This is a genomic window from Bradyrhizobium sp. USDA 4504 (genome assembly GCF_054063995.1).
Map to the genome: position 1 here is coordinate 2,260,890 of NZ_JBSSGV010000001.1, position 15,879 is coordinate 2,276,768.

The window sequence follows — 15,879 nt, forward strand, 5'->3', positions numbered from 1 at the left end:
GCGTGGCCGTCCTCTCTAGCGGCCAAACGTCTCAGACATGAAAGGAGAAGTCGGTATGTCAATCCGCAACGACATATTCTCTGTTGCTTTCGGTATCGCGTCGATGACGGCGGCCAATGCAGAAGGCCTTCGTCCACTCGGAGGCAAGAGCATCGATCTTGGAGGCATATCTGGGATCGCTTACTACACTGTCGAACGCGATGGGTTTCGCGTCGTTGCCACTCTTGCGCAGGGCGAGGCGGGAACGCCGATCCGTGTCATTTCTGTACTCGCACCTGGCCAGCGCGTGGTTCTCTCAACACCGCGACAATCGGATGCGGTCGAGATTACTCGGAAAGGCGACAGCGTTGTGGTTCGCAAGGCGAAAGCGACCGCGAACTGACTTCGAATCGAGCCGGTGCGGTTAGTCAAGCAATATGAGATGCGGATCGCCAATGTGGCCGAGCATTAGCGACGGTCGCGCTTCAGAGGGTCGAGATAGGCTTGCACCGCGGTTCGTTGATAGGAATCGTAGATATGTCCACCGGATACACTGATCCATGGATGATGGCTTCTTCGAAGTGTCAGCTGCCATACGAGAATGCGCATCCCGGCTGTATGCCACGCCTATTGGCGCCGACCTATCAGCGCGGGCTGCAGCGTATGCATCCCCATTAGCAGGAGCGAAGCCGGGTACTTGTGCGCGCGAGTTGCGCAATTTGATTACTCTTCGCGCGCCCGCGGCGGGCTGGGACTGGCGGCTCATAGCTTTAAAGGAACACACCGAGGGCGTTTGGTCGCTCACAGATCGGATCAGGTGATGCCCGCGGCGAAGTTGCAAAAATTTCAGCCTCTTGATCCAGCTGCCGCCGCGCCGCTTTACCAACAGATTTACGATCGCATTCGGGACGCTATAACCAATGGTGTGCTGAAACCAGGAGACCGCATTCCCTCGGCACGGGCGCTGGCTAACGAGTTGGGGCTGGCCAGGGGGACGATCGAAGCGGCCTATTCTCTGTTGGCCGCCGAGGGGTATATCGAGGCGCGCAGACAGGCAGGCACTATTGTCAGCCCGGTCCTTGACCCGCAAGGGCCCATTGCCAGATCAGCAGCGCTACCGACTCCCCGCGCGGACGCCGTCAGCTTTCGCCCAGAATCGATCCTGCCGTTCCAAATGGGTTTGCCTGCCCTAGATGCCTTTCCGCGAAAGATCTGGGCGCGTCTCGGCGCGCGCAGTGTGCGGGCCATGCAGCCATCTGACATGATCCATCCTCCTGTGTGCGGCTTGGCTTCGCTGCGCATGGAAATCGTCAAGTATCTGCAGATTGCACGCGGGATTAGCTGTTCTCCCTCTCAGGTGTTCCTTACCTCAGGGTACCGCCAAAGCGTGGAATTGATCGGTTATGCCTTGCTGAAGGCGGGTGATGGCGTCTGGCTTGAAGATCCGGGATATCCGCCCACGCGCGAAATACTCAAGTACATGAATATCGAAGGCGTGTCGGTTCCGGTCGATGAGGAGGGCATAATTGTTTCCGATGCAACCAAACTGGCGCCCCGCGCTCGCGCGGCGGTCGTCACGCCTGCACACCAGAGCCCGCTTTGCATGTCGTTGTCGTTGCCTCGGCGCCTAGCATTGTTGGACTGGGCCGCGCGAAGCAAGGCATGGATCGTTGAAGACGACTACGATGGTGAATATCGGTATGTCAGCCGCCCGCTTCCTGCGCTGAAGAGCCTCGATCGGGATGGGCGAGTTCTTTATGCCGGCACGTTTAGCAAGGTGCTCTTTCCGGGCATAAGGCTGGCCTATCTCGTGGTGCCGTTGGTGCAAGTCGAGAGGTTTACGCAAGTCATCGAAAGTCTTTCCGCGGGCAGTCCTGGACTTACTCAAACCATCGTTGCTGCATTCCTTTCAGGGGGCCATTTTGCGCGCCATATCCAGCGTATGCGGAAGCTCTACGCCGTGCGCCGCGAGGCGACTGCCGCAGGTTTGGAAAGCGTGCTGGGAAAGCACGTGCGAATAGACCGACAACCGGGCGGTATGCACCTCATCTTGCGTCTGCGAGGCGACCGTTCAGACCGCCGGCTTGTCGCAAGCATGCGGGCAGGGGGCTTGTACGCGGAAGCCCTCACCGACTGGACCAAGGGCCGATACGGGGTATCCGGCCTTCTCTTGAACTTCACAAATATCGATTCGCAGCGCACGGCCGAGAATCTCGGACGGCGCATCTTGGATTCGATGTAACTCAAGCTTGAGAACCGGCCGGTGCAAAATCATGGCCCATCTATAGACCTCCGTCATGGTCCTTTTTGAAGGGGCGAAGAGGCGAGACACTGAAGGTCTGAAGCTGGAGCACCCCTCCGAGAAAGTGACCTTGACCAGCAACTGGTTGATCTCGCGTTTCCGCGAATGCGGTCGAAGCTCGGCAGATAACAAATGTAAGCGCGAATTTCCCCGCACCTTTTGGTTTTGAGTGCTCTGATGCATGAGGTGTCCACTTAAATAGGTGGATACCTCATGATGAGCGACGATGGTCAGAAACTGCGTGTCAGGCTTGTTGGTCGGAACGGTCGCCGGCGCTTTGAGACGACATCGAAGGAGCGTCTTGTGGCGGCCTGCCTTGAGCCTGGCGTTTCGGTCTCGAGACTTGCACTCGAACATGGGGTCAACGCGAACCTGCTTCGGAAGTGGATCAAGAAGGACGCCGCGGCCAGGTCGGCGCCGTCGTCGTCACCCTCGGCGTTCATCCCGGTTCACCTTGAGGGGGCCGCCGAGCGGGGTTTGTCGCGGCAAGGCAGTGTGGCGGCGGTGGATTTGCCGGCGACTTGCGCTGAAGTGGGTGGGTCGGAATCCAAGGGGTCTCCAGCTTTTTGTTCTCCGGCCAAAGTGAGCGCGTCGCTGCCGAATGGCGTGAAGCTCGCGCTGGAATGCGGGGATGTGGATGCATTGACGGCGATCATTGGAGCCCTGGGCCATGTTCAGACTGGGCGGTGACCTGCAGGTCTATCTGCACCGTGAGCCGATCGACTTCCGAGCTGGCATCAACAGCCTTGCGGTTCTGGTTCAGGAGACGATGGCGCTCGATCCGTTTGTGCCGGCGGTTTTTGCGTTCTGCAATCGCCGTTGCGACCGGATGAAGTTGCTGTTCTTCGACCGGTCCGGCTTTGTGCTGGTCCTGAAGCGGCTGACCGAGGACAAGTTCCGATGGCCGCGCCGCCAGGAGGCGGTCGTCCGGCTTACGACCGAGCAGTTGCACTGGATCCTCGACGGCATCGATATCGATGCGATGGTCCGTCATCCGGTGCGGCAATATCAGGTTGCCGGCTGAGCTCTTGAGTTGAGCGGTTGACGCGTCGGAACGGTTCAGATTCAAGAATCCGATGAATCGAACCGGCAATCCGAGTGTCGAGGTGCTGTTGGCGCGCATTGCCGCGCTGGAGGCGGAGAATCGTCAGCTCACGGAGCGCGTCGTCAAGCTGGAGGAAGAACTGGCGCTGGCACGCCTGCATCGTTTTGCGCCGCGCAGCGAAAAGCACGTCGACCGTCTCTTCAATGAAGCCGAGCAGGCCGCCGATGAGGATGACGCCGGCAGCGAAACGAACGATACCGCCGAACTTCCGGACACGGGTCTGCCATCGGTCGAAAGCACGACGGGAAAGAAGCGCGGCCGCAGGCCGCTGCCGGCAAACCTGCCGCGCGAGCGCGTCGAGTATGACCTGCCCGACGATCAGAAGGCGTGTCCTTGCTGCCGTGGCCAGATGCATCGCATGGGCGAGGCTGTCACCGAGCAACTTCATATCGAGGTGAAGGCGAAGGTTTTACAGAATGTGCGCTTCAAATATGCCTGCCGCCATTGCGATCGCACCGGGATCAACGCCCCTGTCGTGACCGCGCCGATGCCGACGCAGCCGTTGCCGGGCAGCGTTGCCACGGCCTCGACGCTGGCGTTCGCGCTGGTTCACAAATATGTCGACGGCACGCCGCTCTACCGCTTGGCGCAGGCCTTCGAACGCGCAGGCGTTCCTGTCAGCCGCGGCGCTTTGGGCCACTGGGTGATCGGCTCGAGCGAGAAGCATCTGCATCGCATTTATGACGCCCTGAAGCTGCGGCTCAGATCGCAGCCTCTCATCCATGGCGACGAGACGACGGTTCAGGTCCTCAAGGAGAAGGACAAAGCGGCCACCAGCACATCGTACATGTGGGCGTATCGCAGCGGCAAGGATAGTCACGAGCCGATCGTTCTTCTGGATTATCAGCCGGGCCGCGGCCAAATCCACCCGCAGGTCTTCCTCGGCGATTACCGTGGCATCGTGATGAGTGACGGCTATAGCGCGTGGCGCACGCTGGAAGGGGCCACCCACATTGGATGCATGGCCCACTCCCGGCGGCGTTTTGTCGACGCCCTCAAAGCGAGAAAGAAGGGCGGCGGGCCGCCCGAGCAGGCGCTGCGGTTCTTCGAGCAGCTCTACCGGGTTGAAAGGCAGGCGCGGGACGAGAAACCGGACAGAGACGAAACGCCGGATCAATGCATCCGTCGCTTCCGCCAGCAACACAGCATTCCTGTCCTGAACGCCCTCAAGGAATGGCTCGATCAAATCGCCCCGAAGGTCCTGCCGGACAGCAAGCTTGGCGACGCCGTATCTTACACCCGGAACCAATGGGACTATCTGACGCGTTACACCGAAGATGGCAGGATGCCGATCGACAACAATCTTCTGGAGCGCGACATCAGGGTTTTTGCCACTGGCCGAAAAAGCTGGCTGTTCAGCGACACCGTCGACGGAGCCAGGGCCAGCGCCGTCGTCTACAGCCTGATGCTGACCTGCCGCGCCTCACGTGTCGAGCCGTTAACATGGCTGCGCCATGTGCTCACCGAGTTGCCTCAGCGCGCAGACAACGCCGATATCGCTGACCTGTTGCCCTTCAACTTCCCCAAAGCGGCCACTGCCTGAACGGCTCAGCATCGCCCCGATACGAAGGCCATCCGTCAAATCGCGGCCGACAACGTGCGCGGAAAATCGCGCTTACTAACAAATGGATCTAACGCATATGACATGGATCATCCTAGTCTCCGCCGGTCTTCTTGAAATCGGATTCGCCTTGAGCATGAAGTGGTCAGTGGGTTTCACGCGGCTAACGCCGTCGCTGTTTGCCGCCGCCGCCGGCTTGTCGAGCGTCCTTCTTCTATCCCTCGCGCTCCGCACGCTTCCCGTGGGAACGGGCTACGCCGTCTGGACCGGTATCGGCGCGGCAGGTACCGCAATTTTCGGTATGGTATTGCTGGGCGATTCAGCCTCGCTCGCGCGCGTGTTTTGCATCGTCTTCATTGTGGGAGGCGTGATTGGGCTAAAACTTGTCTCAGCGAACTGAGGCTTAAAGGTACGATCTCGCTGACCAGATGTCCCGCTGTGCCGGAGCGGCTCGGAGTTGTCTGGCTTCTCACAGAACGGGGCCGTCAAGGACAGACTGTTGGACCAGTCGCAAAGCAATTTCATGGCCCTTGGATGCAAGTCGCGAATACGTATCGTTGGCGATCAAGGTTGAGGCAGGCGTCGGACTGCGACGGTTGCTGTGGGCTTGTTCGAAGCGTCGCTCCTAACGGCGGATGCGATGGGCCATCATCATCCCGATCCTTTGCGGGAAGGTCCTCATAATCTCGCGGCATCAAGTGTCAAAGCGACTAACATGTTCCACCGAGCGCGCTCACACCCCTTCCTCGCGATTGTCCTGGCGATATGCATCTTCCTTGTCGATACGCTTTCATCTCTTCACTTTACTGTGGCCTCCCTGTACGTGGCCGCAATTCTGATTGGCGCGCACGATCTTGAGTGCACGGGCATCATTTTCAGTGGAATTTCATGCGTCGCGCTAACCGCGCTCAGCTATCTTCTAACGCACGGAATCACCTTTGTCGGCGCGGCTCCCTTGAGGTCTATTGTCAGCTTCGCGACAATCGCAATAACGACCGCGCTGGTGCTGAAAAATCGGTCAGCAAATGCGAGTCTTGCTGAGGTCAAACGAGAGCGTAGGAACTTGGCGCGTTTTTTCTCGCCGGAAATCGTGAAACGGCTCGTTCAGATCGATGTGCCCTTTTCCGCAGCTCGTCGCGAGAAAGCAGCGGTCTTGTTCGCCGATGTTGTTGGATTCACCGCCTTCGCGTCTGAAAAGACACCTGACCAAGTGATCGGATTTTTGCGCGAGTTGCTGGCAATGCTCGGCGAAGCCGTATTTGCGCACGGTGGTTCGATAGACAAGTTCCTTGGGGACGGTCTCATGGCCGTGTTCGGCCCACCACTTGCCAGTGACCGGGATGCAACAAACGCGGCGCTTTGTGCCATGCGAATCCGTGATTGCCTCGCCCAATGGAATGCCCGACATCCCAACGACCCAGGCAAGCTCATTCGCATTGCCGTCGGCATTCACTGGGGGGAGGTTGTGCAGGGCGACATCGGCACCGATAAGCGGCTTGAGTTCACAGTGGTTGGCGATACCGTAAACATCGCAAGTCGTGTGGAAGCTTACTGCCGAACACTCAACGCGACAGTACTGGTCACCGGAGATTTCATTCAATCGCTGATTGCGGAAGGCAGCGTCGACGTCGCCAACGCCTTCACAAGTGAAGGAGAACATCTGCTCAGAGGCTGCCGAAAGCCGCTTCATCTCTACAGCCTAAAAGTACGCTGAGGGGTGTTTCACTCAGGACGAAGTACGCAAGCGTTGAAGGTCGCGGCGATGGGAGATGGCTTGCTCAGCAGCGTGGCGAGCCTTCTGTCACCGTTGATGTCCGAGTTCGATCTTTGAACCTACGCCTTCTGATGCGCCCGGTGTGCGCTTGGTCATCGCGGCTGAAGTCGCTAACAGCTGGGCTCTCATGGTGCCCCTGGTCACATGTACGCGCCAGCCTATTCGGGCAAAGAATCGCCCGATCCCCCCACTTCGCCCGGAAAATCCTTCAATTTCGGCAAGCCGTCTCGCATGGGCAGAACCGTCTCAGCGTAATTTACGTGCAGCGATGGCTTGAACACGAGCGTCGGAAGCGTCGTTGCGAATACGTTTACCCGATCCAACGTCGGAATAGCAATCATCAATTGGCTCCCGCACCGTCTGCAAAACTTACGCTTGCTGCGTTCGGTTTTCTCAAAAGTTTGGACATGCTCCTCACCAGCTGTGATCGTGACGGCCTCCGCCTTCCAGATAGTGAAGGCAACTACCGGCCCGCTGGCCCAGGTACGGCAGGTGGTGCAATGACAGTATCCCATGGCCTCAGGTGCTCCCGTGGTCCGCAGTTCAACGGCGCCGCAAAGGCAGTGCCCTGTATGGTTCATTCGATACCTCACAATCCCTCAGATGAAGTCGTCGGGACTCCGCACGCTCGGTCCTTCCAGTCCGTCAAACGGCGCTATTTATCTTGATGGCCGACAAGTACGGTCGGCGGCACGCCTCTACCTTTCAGATAGAAGACAATGAGTTTCGCAGGCTTTGTCGCGCTGGCGTTGCGGCTCACAACGTGTACGTCCGTGGGCCCTTCATAAAAGACCTCGCCGGCATTGACGGTCTTGGAGGCTTCACCTCCGACCTGCGTGACAATGCTCCCCTCCAAAACGTAGACGAAGAGATCCGCATTATGCCGGTGCGGTTGCGAGACCTCGCCGGGGGCGAAGTCGACAAGTTCGACCATACCTTCCTTCCCTGGAAAGTCGGGTAGCTCTTTGGTCATCAAAGTCGTTGCCGTTCCCGTGCCTGCATGGGCGGAGGCAAATGGAGATGTCGCGCCAAGCACGAGGGAAATAAAAAGCGCCAGTCTTTTCATTGTTCGATCCTTCCTTTTAGTTGTGCCAAATTGTCAGTTGGTCGCTAGCATCGCGCTTCTTGAACTATTTGGTTAGCTCCATGATCTGACTCGTGAACTATGCCAAGTCCGTCCATCCCTGATGAGCTATTCGTAGAAGGATACTCATGGTCTCGACAGGGATCGTTGCCCCGGATCAATCGAGAAAGGGTCGCTGAGGAATTGCCTCAACCGTGAGGCACCGAAGGCGGCTGCGACTTCGATGCCAGTCACACTTCGGTGCCTAGGGTGACTATCGACGAGTTCTGGCGTCATCCAAGGAATGAAGTTGCTGCGCGTCGTCGCGCCAACTGGGTCCAGAAGGATGGGGGAGACCGCTAGGCGGACTTCTTTGTCGTCTGAGCGAGAGCGGCGTGTGTGTGCTACGCAGTTTCGGCTTGCCGCACCTTCACCAAGAGGCTTTCTCGCTCCGGTCCGGGCGGTAGCTTCAAAGCTTTTTCCCTCGCCCCAATTTGCAAACGACGCAAGGCGGTCCTGCAATAGCGACGACAGCTTGACACGACGCCTTTGCCGCAATGGCGCCTTCCTCATGGGCCGCAGCCCCCGGTCCGCCCAACCCACAGCGCAGAGTTCCCGGTTCCGCTGTGGCGAGCCTTAAGGGGGAACAAGTTCCATTCGCTGCCGACGACGGAAGTTCTATTTGCCGGCTGGGCCGAGCCGCTAACCTACACAAAATCCGTAAGGGGCATGCTGGGCTGGATGGATCCTGCGAAAGATGGCCGCGGTGAATTGTTCTCCGCGTTGAGATGTTGCTGACGAAACGTGGCTGCCGATGGAAATGGAGCGTCACTACGCTGGCTGGAGATGCCGTGATCTATGGTTTCGAGACGAGACGAGCGGAGGCGCGGTACAAGGCTCAACGGGCCTACTTCCTTCTGCTCTCTGCCAGCGCTTTAGGTTGTTCGCCACGTGAACCTTGTCGGCCCGAATTGCGACCTCAAGAGCGCGGGCTTTAGGATATTCTTCCAGAATGGGCGCCGTCGCCCGTCCGCCTTAGGGTCACGCTTTCTCGCACTCCACCTTTCTTAGCGTTTTCGACCGCCGGCTTTGCTGCAGGTTGGAAGTGCAGGAAAAGCGCAGCCGTCCGAGCAGCCCTGCATTCCGCTCGACACCCACTCCAAAGGGTGGTGTCGCGCGCCATGGAAAACTGCCCCCTCGGCGTCATGAGGAATTGCCCCCTCCTCGGATAGCTGAGGAGAGAGCGAATGAACGAGGAACGAATCACTAGAGGCTCGCCGTGGAGTGATCCACGGGGGCAGGTGATGAAGACGCCGGATGACGTGGCGGAGATGTTGCGCCTAAGGGCGTGCGGATGGGGGCTGAAGCGGATTGGGCGCCAGCTGGGCTGCAGCCATCACACGGTGAAGGACTACGTGGCGGCGGGCGGGGTGAAGCCGTTCAAGTCGCCTGAGCGGCCGAAGCTGCTCGACGGCCTTGAGGGTTGGCTGCACGAGAGGTTCATTCGCCATCGCGGCAATGCTGACGTGGTTCGCCAGGATCTGTTGGCCGAGAAAGGCGTGGAGGTAAGCCGGCGAACGCTGCAACGCGCCGTGCAGCCCTATCGCCAGGCGCTGAAGGCGGAGGCGCTGGCGACGACGAGGTTCGAGACGCCTCCTGGCCGACAGCTGCAGATCGACTTCGGGGAGCGTCTGGTCGAGATCGGCAGGGTGAAGGTCAAAGCATTCGTGTTCGTGGCAACGCTCGGGCATTCGCGACGGCTGCATGTGCGTGCGTTCCGGGCGGAGAAGCAAGAGCACTGGTTCGCCGGGCTCGAGAGCGCATTTACGACCTTCGGCGGCGTGCCGGAGGAAGTGCTGATGGACAATCCACGCGCGCTCGTCGTGCGTCACGACGCGGTGAGCCGGTCGGTTCAGTTCAACGACAAACTCATCGCGTTTGCGAAGCATTGGGGCTTCCGTCCACGCGCCTGCGCGCCATATCGGGCACGCACGAAGGGCAAGACGGAGAATGGCGTCGGCTACGTGAAGAAGAACGCGATCGCGGGGCATTCCTTCGTAAGTTGGGAGGCATTCGAGGCGCATCTCGCCAAGTGGGAGCGTGAGGTGGCGAACGTGCGTATCCACGGCACGACCGGCGAGGCGCCGATGGTTCGCTTCGTACGCGACGAGGCACACCGGTTGAAACCGCTCGGCGGGCAGCCCTCGTTCGGATCATTGCGCGAACTAACCCGGGTCGTCGGCAACGATTGCGCCATCGAGATCGACACGAACAGTTACTCAGTGCCGTGGCGCCTAATTGGCGAGCGCGTGGCGATAACGGTCGCGGCGCGGCGAGGTGCGGATCCGCCATGGATTGCACCAGGTGGCGGTCCACAAGCAATCGGAGGGGCGCCGGCTGCGGATCGCCGATCCCGCCCATCTCGATGGTGTTGCCGGGCGCAATGGCGCGGTCCGCCGGCCGGAGATTGCGGCGGCGGTGCCGGGGTCGTCTCCACCGCCTTCGTTGTTGCGTCCTCTTGCCGAATATGAAGCCGTGATCGGGGGAAGCTTCTGATGACGCGCGCAAAGAAGGCAACCGAAGTACCGACTGATCCCCTTGATGCCATGCTGGCGCGATTGCAGCTCTCCGGCATCCGCGATCAGCTCGATAGCCTGCTCGACGAGGCAGCGCGCGCGAACCTGTCGGCACGTGAGACGCTGATCCTGCTGTGCGAGCGCGAGATCGCACGCAAGGATCATCGCCGCATCGACATGGCGCTGAAGCTTGCACACTTCCCGGCCGTGAAGGAGCTTGCTGGCTTCGACTTCGAGGCGCAGCCGTCGATCGATCCGAAGCAGATCCGCGACCTGGCCGCGTCACGTTGGATCGCCAACGGAGAGAACGTGCTGCTGCTCGGCCCGCCGGGCGTCGGTAAGACGCACTTGTCGATCGCGCTCGGGCGAGAGGCAATCCTGGCCGGGTATACGGTGCAGTTCACCACGGCGACGACGCTGGTCGCTGGCCTTGCCAAGGCGCATGGCGATCGGCGCCTGGACGAGAAACTACTCGCGCTGTCGAAGCCAAAGCTACTGATCGTCGACGAGCTCGGCTATCTGCCGCTGGAACCCGACGCGGCCCATCTGTTCTTCCAACTGGTCAGCCGGCGCTACGAAACTGGTGCCATGCTGATCACGTCGAACCGCAGCGTTGCCGAATGGGGCACCGTGTTCGCCGATCCGGTGGTCGCCACCGCGATCCTCGACCGGCTCCTGCACCACAGCTACGTGTTGACTATCCGCGGCGACAGCTACCGGCTCCGCGCCAAACGGAAGAGCGGCCTCATCAAGCCGCCGCCCGTCGGTGACGGCCCTCCGGTCGGCTCCGCCTCCCTCCGTCCCGTCACCGACGGAAGCAACCTTCAACCAAGATCATAACCCGTACGCATACGACGAAGACCGCCTGATTGACGCATGCGCGCGGGCGCGGCGGGCTCTATGATGGCGTTGCGTGAAGGTCAGGCGGCCTGCTGACCGGCGGCTTGGCGCAGGAGTTTCCATTCCCAGGGCAGCAGTTCGTGCAGACGCGAAGCGGGAAGATCGGCGATACGGGCGAGGACGTCGGCAAGCCAGGCCTTGGGATCGACGTCGTTGAGGTGACAGGTCGTGATCATCGTCAGCATGATGGCGGCGCGGTCGGCGCCACGCTGGCTGCCGGCGAAGGTCCAGTTGCGCCTTCCCAATGCGATGCCTCTCAATGCGCGCTCGGCACAATTGTTGGTCAAGCAGATCCTGCCATCGTCGAGGAAGCGGGCGAAGTCGTCCCAGCGCCTGAGCATGTAGTTGATCGGCTTCAGGACCTCGGAGGAGCGCGAGAGGGTTTCGCGCTCACGCAGCAGCCAAGCGTGCATGTCCTCGAGAAGCGGCTTGCTGTTTTCCTGGCGCACGGCGCGCCGCTCGTCGGCGCCACGGCCGTTGATGGCGCGCTCGATCTCGAACAACGCATCGAGGCGCTTGACCGCCTCCAGCGCGATCGGAGAGACCGGCTTGCCCTTCTTGCCTTCCCGAGCATTTTTCTCGATGTCAGCCAGCTCGAAGAAGCCCCGCCGCGCATGGGCAAAGCAAAACGCCGGCGTAATCGGCAGCGCCTTCTTCTGCGGGTCGAACAGCGGCTCGAAGCCGTTGTAGCAATCGGCTTGCAGGATACCGGCGAAGGCCGCCAGATGCTTCTGGGGATGCTCGCCTCGTCGATCGCTCGAGGCGTAATAGACCGCCGCCGGCGGCGCAGGCCCGGCGAAGGGCCGGTCATCCCGCACATAAGTCCAGATCCGCCCGGTCGTGCACTTGCCCTTCGCCAGGATACGGATGGTGGTGTCATCGCCATGAAGACGCTCGGCCGCGAGCACATGGCGTTCGATCAAGTGGAAGAGCGGCATGACGGCGAAGGTCCCGTGGCCGACCTGGTCCGCCAGCGTCGACAACGGCAGGTCGATCCCCTCGGCCTTGAAGCGCGCACTCTGGCGGTTGAGCGGGATGTGCATGCCGAACTTGTCGAACAGCATCGTCGCCAGCAATTGTGGGCCGATGAAGCCACGCGGCGTGGCATGGAACGGCGCCGGCGGCTGGCTGATCTTCTCGCAATCGCGGCAGGTAAATTTCTCCCGTACCGTCTCGATCAGCTTGAAGCGCCGCGGGATCTCCTCCAGCGTCCCGGTCACATCCTCACCGATCTTCGCCAACCGCGATCCACCACAGCAGGCGCAGGTCGTTGGGGCCTCAATGACGACGCGCTCGCGTTCGATGTCGTCCGGCCACGGCTTGCGCACCGGCCGCTTGCGCATGAAGGGGCGGACGTTCTGCGTCTTCGCCGCTGCGGCCTGCGCGGCAAGCTCATCCTCGCTCGCTGTGGTGACGAGCTCTTCCAGCTCTAGCTCCAACTGCTCGAGCAGCCGTGCCGTGCGTTCGGAGCGTTGCCCGTACAGTTCGCGTTTCAGCTTCTCGATGCGCAACTCGAGATGCGCGATCAGCGCCTCGGTATCCGACAGTTGCGCCTGCGCATTCGCGGCTTGCGCCTGCCAATTGGCAGCCACCGCCTCAGCTCGCAGCCGTGCCTCACGCTCGGCCTGCAGCGCCGCCAGGGCACTGACGAGGTCCGATGGAAGATCGTCCGGCTTCGATATCATGAAGCCATTGAATCAGATCAAGCAGCAGATTCAAACCGTAAAAGCGGCTATCCGACCCGCGTCGGCCGATGGGTTTCTTGAGGGTTACGCCAATCGATTCCAGACAGCAGATAGCTCAACTGCGCCGGCGAGATCGTTACCGATTCTCCGGTAACCGATGGCCAGATGAACTTTCCTCTCTCGAGTCTTTTTGTGAACAAGCAGGCTCCCTGGCCATCGTGCCAGATCGCCTTCACAAGATCGCTGCGGCGACCGCGGAAGACGAACAGATGACCGCTGAGCGGGTCTTTGTGCAGCACCTCCTGCACTTGGAGTGCCAGCGACGGAAAGCCTCTGCGCATATCCGTGTAGCCTGTCGCGAGCCACACTCGCACATTCCCCGGTATCGCAATCATCGGCGTCCAAGCACATCGAGGACCCGCGCTAACGCCTCCGGATCGACGTGCGCATCCACCCGGATGCACCGTCGGTTGCCGAGATCGATCTCTATCAATCCAGTACGCGCGGCTGTCACGGAGCGAACTCGGCCATCAACCGTAGGCAAAAGCTTCGGAGCTTCCTCAGCCGAGGCCGCTACGGCGGCGATCTGCACCGGCGTAAAAGATGGCACAACTTGTTCCGATGTCCGTGCTTGTCGACGCCAGGTAAACACCAGGCTGGCCGCTACTCCATTGCGACGCGCAACCTCAGTCACCTTCGCGCCCGGTGCCAATGTCTCCTCGACAATCCGTGCCTTGTCGTCCTGCGACCAGCGCCGCCGCCGCTCCAACCCGCCCAAAACCTCGACCCGCATCGCCTGATGACCTTAAAGCTAGACTTAAGGCCACACGCTTCGCGAATTGCCACCCATCACGCAAGACGGCCCCCGTCGGATGCGTACCATAACCCGATGGTGGGGGCAGTTCTTCATGACGCAAAGGGGGCAGTTCCGGATGGCGTTTGACAGGGTGGAGAGCCCAGTTGTTAGGAGTGGCCGCTGTCGGCGCAAACGCGACCTTAAGGGTCCGCCCTGCAGAGCGGTGAGGGTATTTGCTGAAACTCGCGGAAAGCTCAAGAGGAGGCCATTCCGAGCTAGAGTCCGTCTAGTGCCTCGATTGATTCCGATACTTGGTGAAGGCACCATTCCTCAGGGCCACAGAAATTTTCCTGTGAATTCAAGACCAAAAAAATGGGGCGGGTATACCGTCGGAATTAGACCGTCAGCTCTAAGGATTTGTGCTTGGAAATCAACGCGGAGGCATCTTCCTAAACAATTGAGTGGGAGTGAGGGGTTCTCCAGCGCGTTAAGCCGTGCGACGGGGGCGAGGATGTTTGATGACGTTCCTAAGCGCCTCGCAGACTATTTGAGAGATGCTGCTTGTGATTTTGATAGGGAGAGCTTCTATTGGTTCGCGGCTGCTTACATCGGCCTATTTTATCTCGGAAAGAATTTAACAAAGGCAGAAACAAGCGATTTTCTAGACCTTCAGCGGACCAGCAGAGGAGGGATCTGGCATGGTTACGTTGGACGCGTGCTGCTTATCGGAGAAACACTCTTTCTGATGCGGTCATGTCCGGGCTTCTCGGAGTTTTGTCGTCGAATGCGTGGACGAGATCTTCGATCCACTTATTACCAGATGTATGCCGCGCGGATGTTTCTTGAGGGTGGCTATGACGTACGAGCTAAGCCCGAGGTAGGAATCAGGCGCGAAGATTTTGATTTTCAAGCGATCGCGGACGGGGAGACAGTGAACGTTGAAGTCACAGCGCTCACCGCAGAGAGTTTTCCCATCCAAACAATCGAAAATGCGCTGAATCACAAGCGAAAGCAACTGCCTGATACAGATGCTTCCATCATTTTTTGCGTGCTGCCGGAAAGCTGGGCCACAACAGAAAATTTGGGGCCGTCTCTTGGCGAACTTACTGAACGATTTTTCCATCGCACGCGCCGAGTAACGGCGGTCGTATTCGTAGTGGAGATGCATGTCAGCGGGACCGATGAGCCAGTTGGGAACTTCTGGATTCATCATGCTTGCCTGTTGCATCCGAACCCGCGTCGACCAATTCGATCGTTTGGATTTTTCGCTAATGATGCCTGGGAGCCGACATATGTGGCCCCGGATGGCTCTCCAACAATGAGACGAGAGAGCGATTTTTTCCGATGGGTAGATAGTATATTTAGCGCCAAGGATATCCGGGTGCATCACCAATCGGCTATCGAACGGCGACGGTTCGTATAACGCAGAACGAATTCGAGCCCATTCACCCAGGCCAAGTAGTTAAGGCGATCGAAGACCTTTGCCGCTACGTCAACCAAAACTGGGACAGCAAAAGTGCGATTGAGCTTTCGTCGTACGTGCTTTGGCGGTTGAATTGGATCCACCCGTTTTTGGACGGAAGCCGCACAACCATCGCGCAGGGAAGGCCGGATGTTTCCGGTTACACCTGTGGTCCTACCCCCGAGCTTCCTACCCATTGCTCGGGGCCCATGGGTGCGATCGGCACCCGGTCTTCCCTGCGCCCTCCGATCGAAGAGGGTGAAACCAACAGCAAAGCTCGGACGATTATCGTCGCGAGAACGTGGTGTCATATCTGACGCTGTTTGAAACCGTTGATCCGAACTGCGCGCTGCCCGTCCGGCGCGGCCAGCGCGTCTCCCCGCCCTTCGAACGGCGCCCGTGCGCCGATCACTGCTCTTTCTTGAACAAATCCTGGAAGATGAGCTGGCCCCAAACGCGGCCGCGTGCGTGCACCAGCGAGCGTAGCCCGGATGAGCCAACGGGTCGCGCGAACGCGCGCCCGATGACGGGCTCCGCGATATCCGGGGCACCTCCTGTCAGCGTGTCACGTGGTGTCCGCATATCGCTTCGCTGATGCGGGCTACTCGCTACCATGGCTTAGAACGATCGAGTTGGAGCAGGGCGTCGCCGCCTCACGTCGATCTGACGTTCGGGC

General features: G+C 59.9%; 15 protein-coding genes and 2 pseudogenes. 11 read left to right on the forward strand and 6 right to left on the reverse strand.

All coding sequences use genetic code 11. From position 1 onward, the window contains the following. Nucleotides 1-55: 55 nt before the first annotated feature. The 7 genes from ACVMB1_RS09975 to ACVMB1_RS10005 all read left to right on the forward strand — a co-directional run bounded on the left by ACVMB1_RS09975 (nucleotide 56) and on the right by ACVMB1_RS10005 (nucleotide 6,661). Nucleotides 56-382, forward strand: a complete 327-nt coding sequence (locus ACVMB1_RS09975) for a hypothetical protein (RefSeq protein ID WP_141343226.1) — start codon at nucleotides 56-58, stop codon at nucleotides 380-382. 417 nt (nucleotides 383-799) lie between these two features. Beyond that, entirely contained in the window at nucleotides 800-2,221 is a 1,422-nt protein-coding gene (gene pdxR / locus ACVMB1_RS09980) for a MocR-like pyridoxine biosynthesis transcription factor PdxR (protein ID WP_141343227.1), read from the forward strand. Between the two features lie 276 nt (nucleotides 2,222-2,497). Continuing rightward, complete coding sequence (gene tnpA, locus ACVMB1_RS09985; protein ID WP_076834346.1) at nucleotides 2,498-2,971, forward strand: IS66-like element accessory protein TnpA; 474 nt, start codon at nucleotides 2,498-2,500, stop codon at nucleotides 2,969-2,971. After that, nucleotides 2,952-3,305 (forward strand): IS66 family insertion sequence element accessory protein TnpB, encoded by a 354-nt coding sequence (gene tnpB / locus ACVMB1_RS09990; RefSeq protein ID WP_076834308.1) that lies wholly within the window; start codon nucleotides 2,952-2,954, stop codon nucleotides 3,303-3,305. The genes tnpA (ACVMB1_RS09985) and tnpB (ACVMB1_RS09990) overlap by 20 nt, the downstream gene beginning before the upstream one ends. A 52-nt stretch (nucleotides 3,306-3,357) precedes the next feature. Further along, nucleotides 3,358-4,929 (forward strand): IS66 family transposase, encoded by a 1,572-nt coding sequence (gene tnpC, locus ACVMB1_RS09995; protein WP_456783894.1) that lies wholly within the window; start codon nucleotides 3,358-3,360, stop codon nucleotides 4,927-4,929. Between the two features lie 97 nt (nucleotides 4,930-5,026). Further along, nucleotides 5,027-5,347: an SMR family transporter gene (locus ACVMB1_RS10000; RefSeq protein ID WP_141343228.1), complete on the forward strand. Its 321-nt coding sequence runs from the start codon at nucleotides 5,027-5,029 to the stop codon at nucleotides 5,345-5,347. Nucleotides 5,348-5,587: 240 nt separating this feature from the next. Continuing rightward, nucleotides 5,588-6,661, forward strand: coding sequence for an adenylate/guanylate cyclase domain-containing protein (locus ACVMB1_RS10005; RefSeq protein WP_159109504.1), 1,074 nt, complete (start codon nucleotides 5,588-5,590; stop codon nucleotides 6,659-6,661). A gap of 218 nt (nucleotides 6,662-6,879) precedes the next feature. Here the strand turns inward: ACVMB1_RS10005 and ACVMB1_RS10010 are convergent, their stop codons facing one another. Beyond that, nucleotides 6,880-7,302, reverse strand: coding sequence for a GFA family protein (locus tag ACVMB1_RS10010; protein WP_141343230.1), 423 nt, complete (start codon nucleotides 7,300-7,302; stop codon nucleotides 6,880-6,882). A 74-nt stretch (nucleotides 7,303-7,376) separates the two neighbouring features. Beyond that, complete coding sequence (locus ACVMB1_RS10015; protein ID WP_141343231.1) at nucleotides 7,377-7,787, reverse strand: cupin domain-containing protein; 411 nt, start codon at nucleotides 7,785-7,787, stop codon at nucleotides 7,377-7,379. A gap of 1,244 nt (nucleotides 7,788-9,031) precedes the next feature. On the opposite strand from ACVMB1_RS10015, the pseudogene istA reads away from it, so the two are divergent. After that, nucleotides 9,032-10,340: pseudogene (istA, locus tag ACVMB1_RS10020) on the forward strand (IS21 family transposase). After that, nucleotides 10,340-11,200 carry an IS21-like element helper ATPase IstB gene (gene istB, locus ACVMB1_RS10025; RefSeq protein ID WP_141343233.1) on the forward strand — a complete coding sequence of 287 codons (861 nt, stop codon included), beginning with the start codon at nucleotides 10,340-10,342 and terminating at the stop codon, nucleotides 11,198-11,200. The pseudogene istA and the gene istB overlap by 1 nt, the downstream one beginning before the upstream one ends. 80 nt (nucleotides 11,201-11,280) lie before the next feature. Here the strand turns inward: istB and tnpC (ACVMB1_RS10030) are convergent, their stop codons facing one another. Genes tnpC (ACVMB1_RS10030) through tnpA (ACVMB1_RS10040) form a run of 3 tightly spaced genes read right to left on the reverse strand, consistent with a single transcriptional unit; the run spans nucleotide 11,281 to nucleotide 13,738 of the window. Beyond that, a complete protein-coding gene (tnpC, locus tag ACVMB1_RS10030; protein WP_253637928.1) occupies nucleotides 11,281-12,945 on the reverse strand; it encodes an IS66 family transposase in 1,665 nt (554 codons plus the stop codon). A 47-nt stretch (nucleotides 12,946-12,992) separates the two neighbouring features. Next, on the reverse strand, nucleotides 12,993-13,313 hold the full coding sequence (tnpB, locus tag ACVMB1_RS10035; RefSeq protein WP_430641956.1) for an IS66 family insertion sequence element accessory protein TnpB: 321 nt from the start codon (nucleotides 13,311-13,313) through the stop codon (nucleotides 12,993-12,995). 23 nt (nucleotides 13,314-13,336) lie between these two features. Continuing rightward, a complete protein-coding gene (gene tnpA, locus ACVMB1_RS10040; RefSeq protein ID WP_139486052.1) occupies nucleotides 13,337-13,738 on the reverse strand; it encodes an IS66-like element accessory protein TnpA in 402 nt (133 codons plus the stop codon). A gap of 514 nt (nucleotides 13,739-14,252) precedes the next feature. Here tnpA (ACVMB1_RS10040) and ACVMB1_RS10045 point away from each other — a divergent pair. Both ACVMB1_RS10045 and ACVMB1_RS10050 read left to right on the forward strand, forming a co-directional pair. Then, nucleotides 14,253-15,164 carry a hypothetical protein gene (locus ACVMB1_RS10045; RefSeq protein ID WP_143271136.1) on the forward strand — a complete coding sequence of 304 codons (912 nt, stop codon included), beginning with the start codon at nucleotides 14,253-14,255 and terminating at the stop codon, nucleotides 15,162-15,164. Between the two features lie 20 nt (nucleotides 15,165-15,184). Continuing rightward, on the forward strand, nucleotides 15,185-15,520 hold the full coding sequence (locus ACVMB1_RS10050; RefSeq protein ID WP_244558939.1) for a Fic family protein: 336 nt from the start codon (nucleotides 15,185-15,187) through the stop codon (nucleotides 15,518-15,520). 91 nt (nucleotides 15,521-15,611) lie between these two features. Here ACVMB1_RS10050 and ACVMB1_RS10055 read toward each other — a convergent pair. After that, nucleotides 15,612-15,680: pseudogene (locus ACVMB1_RS10055) on the reverse strand (NADP oxidoreductase coenzyme); the annotation flags it as partial. Between the last annotated feature and the right edge of the window lie 199 nt (nucleotides 15,681-15,879).

Coding starts and splice junctions, on each gene's coding strand:
- tnpC (WP_253637928.1), bottom strand. CDS start 12,945: ATGATATCGAAGCCGGACGATCTTCCATCGGACCTCGTCAGTGCCCTG.
- ACVMB1_RS10005 (WP_159109504.1), top strand. CDS start 5,588: ATGGGCCATCATCATCCCGATCCTTTGCGGGAAGGTCCTCATAATCTC.
- ACVMB1_RS10000 (WP_141343228.1), top strand. CDS start 5,027: ATGACATGGATCATCCTAGTCTCCGCCGGTCTTCTTGAAATCGGATTC.
- ACVMB1_RS10010 (WP_141343230.1), bottom strand. CDS start 7,302: ATGAACCATACAGGGCACTGCCTTTGCGGCGCCGTTGAACTGCGGACC.
- tnpA (WP_076834346.1), top strand. CDS start 2,498: ATGAGCGACGATGGTCAGAAACTGCGTGTCAGGCTTGTTGGTCGGAAC.
- pdxR (WP_141343227.1), top strand. CDS start 800: ATGCCCGCGGCGAAGTTGCAAAAATTTCAGCCTCTTGATCCAGCTGCC.
- ACVMB1_RS09975 (WP_141343226.1), top strand. CDS start 56: ATGTCAATCCGCAACGACATATTCTCTGTTGCTTTCGGTATCGCGTCG.
- ACVMB1_RS10015 (WP_141343231.1), bottom strand. CDS start 7,787: ATGAAAAGACTGGCGCTTTTTATTTCCCTCGTGCTTGGCGCGACATCT.
- tnpA (WP_139486052.1), bottom strand. CDS start 13,738: ATGCGGGTCGAGGTTTTGGGCGGGTTGGAGCGGCGGCGGCGCTGGTCG.
- tnpC (WP_456783894.1), top strand. CDS start 3,358: ATGAATCGAACCGGCAATCCGAGTGTCGAGGTGCTGTTGGCGCGCATT.
- tnpB (WP_076834308.1), top strand. CDS start 2,952: ATGTTCAGACTGGGCGGTGACCTGCAGGTCTATCTGCACCGTGAGCCG.
- ACVMB1_RS10045 (WP_143271136.1), top strand. CDS start 14,253: ATGTTTGATGACGTTCCTAAGCGCCTCGCAGACTATTTGAGAGATGCT.
- istB (WP_141343233.1), top strand. CDS start 10,340: ATGACGCGCGCAAAGAAGGCAACCGAAGTACCGACTGATCCCCTTGAT.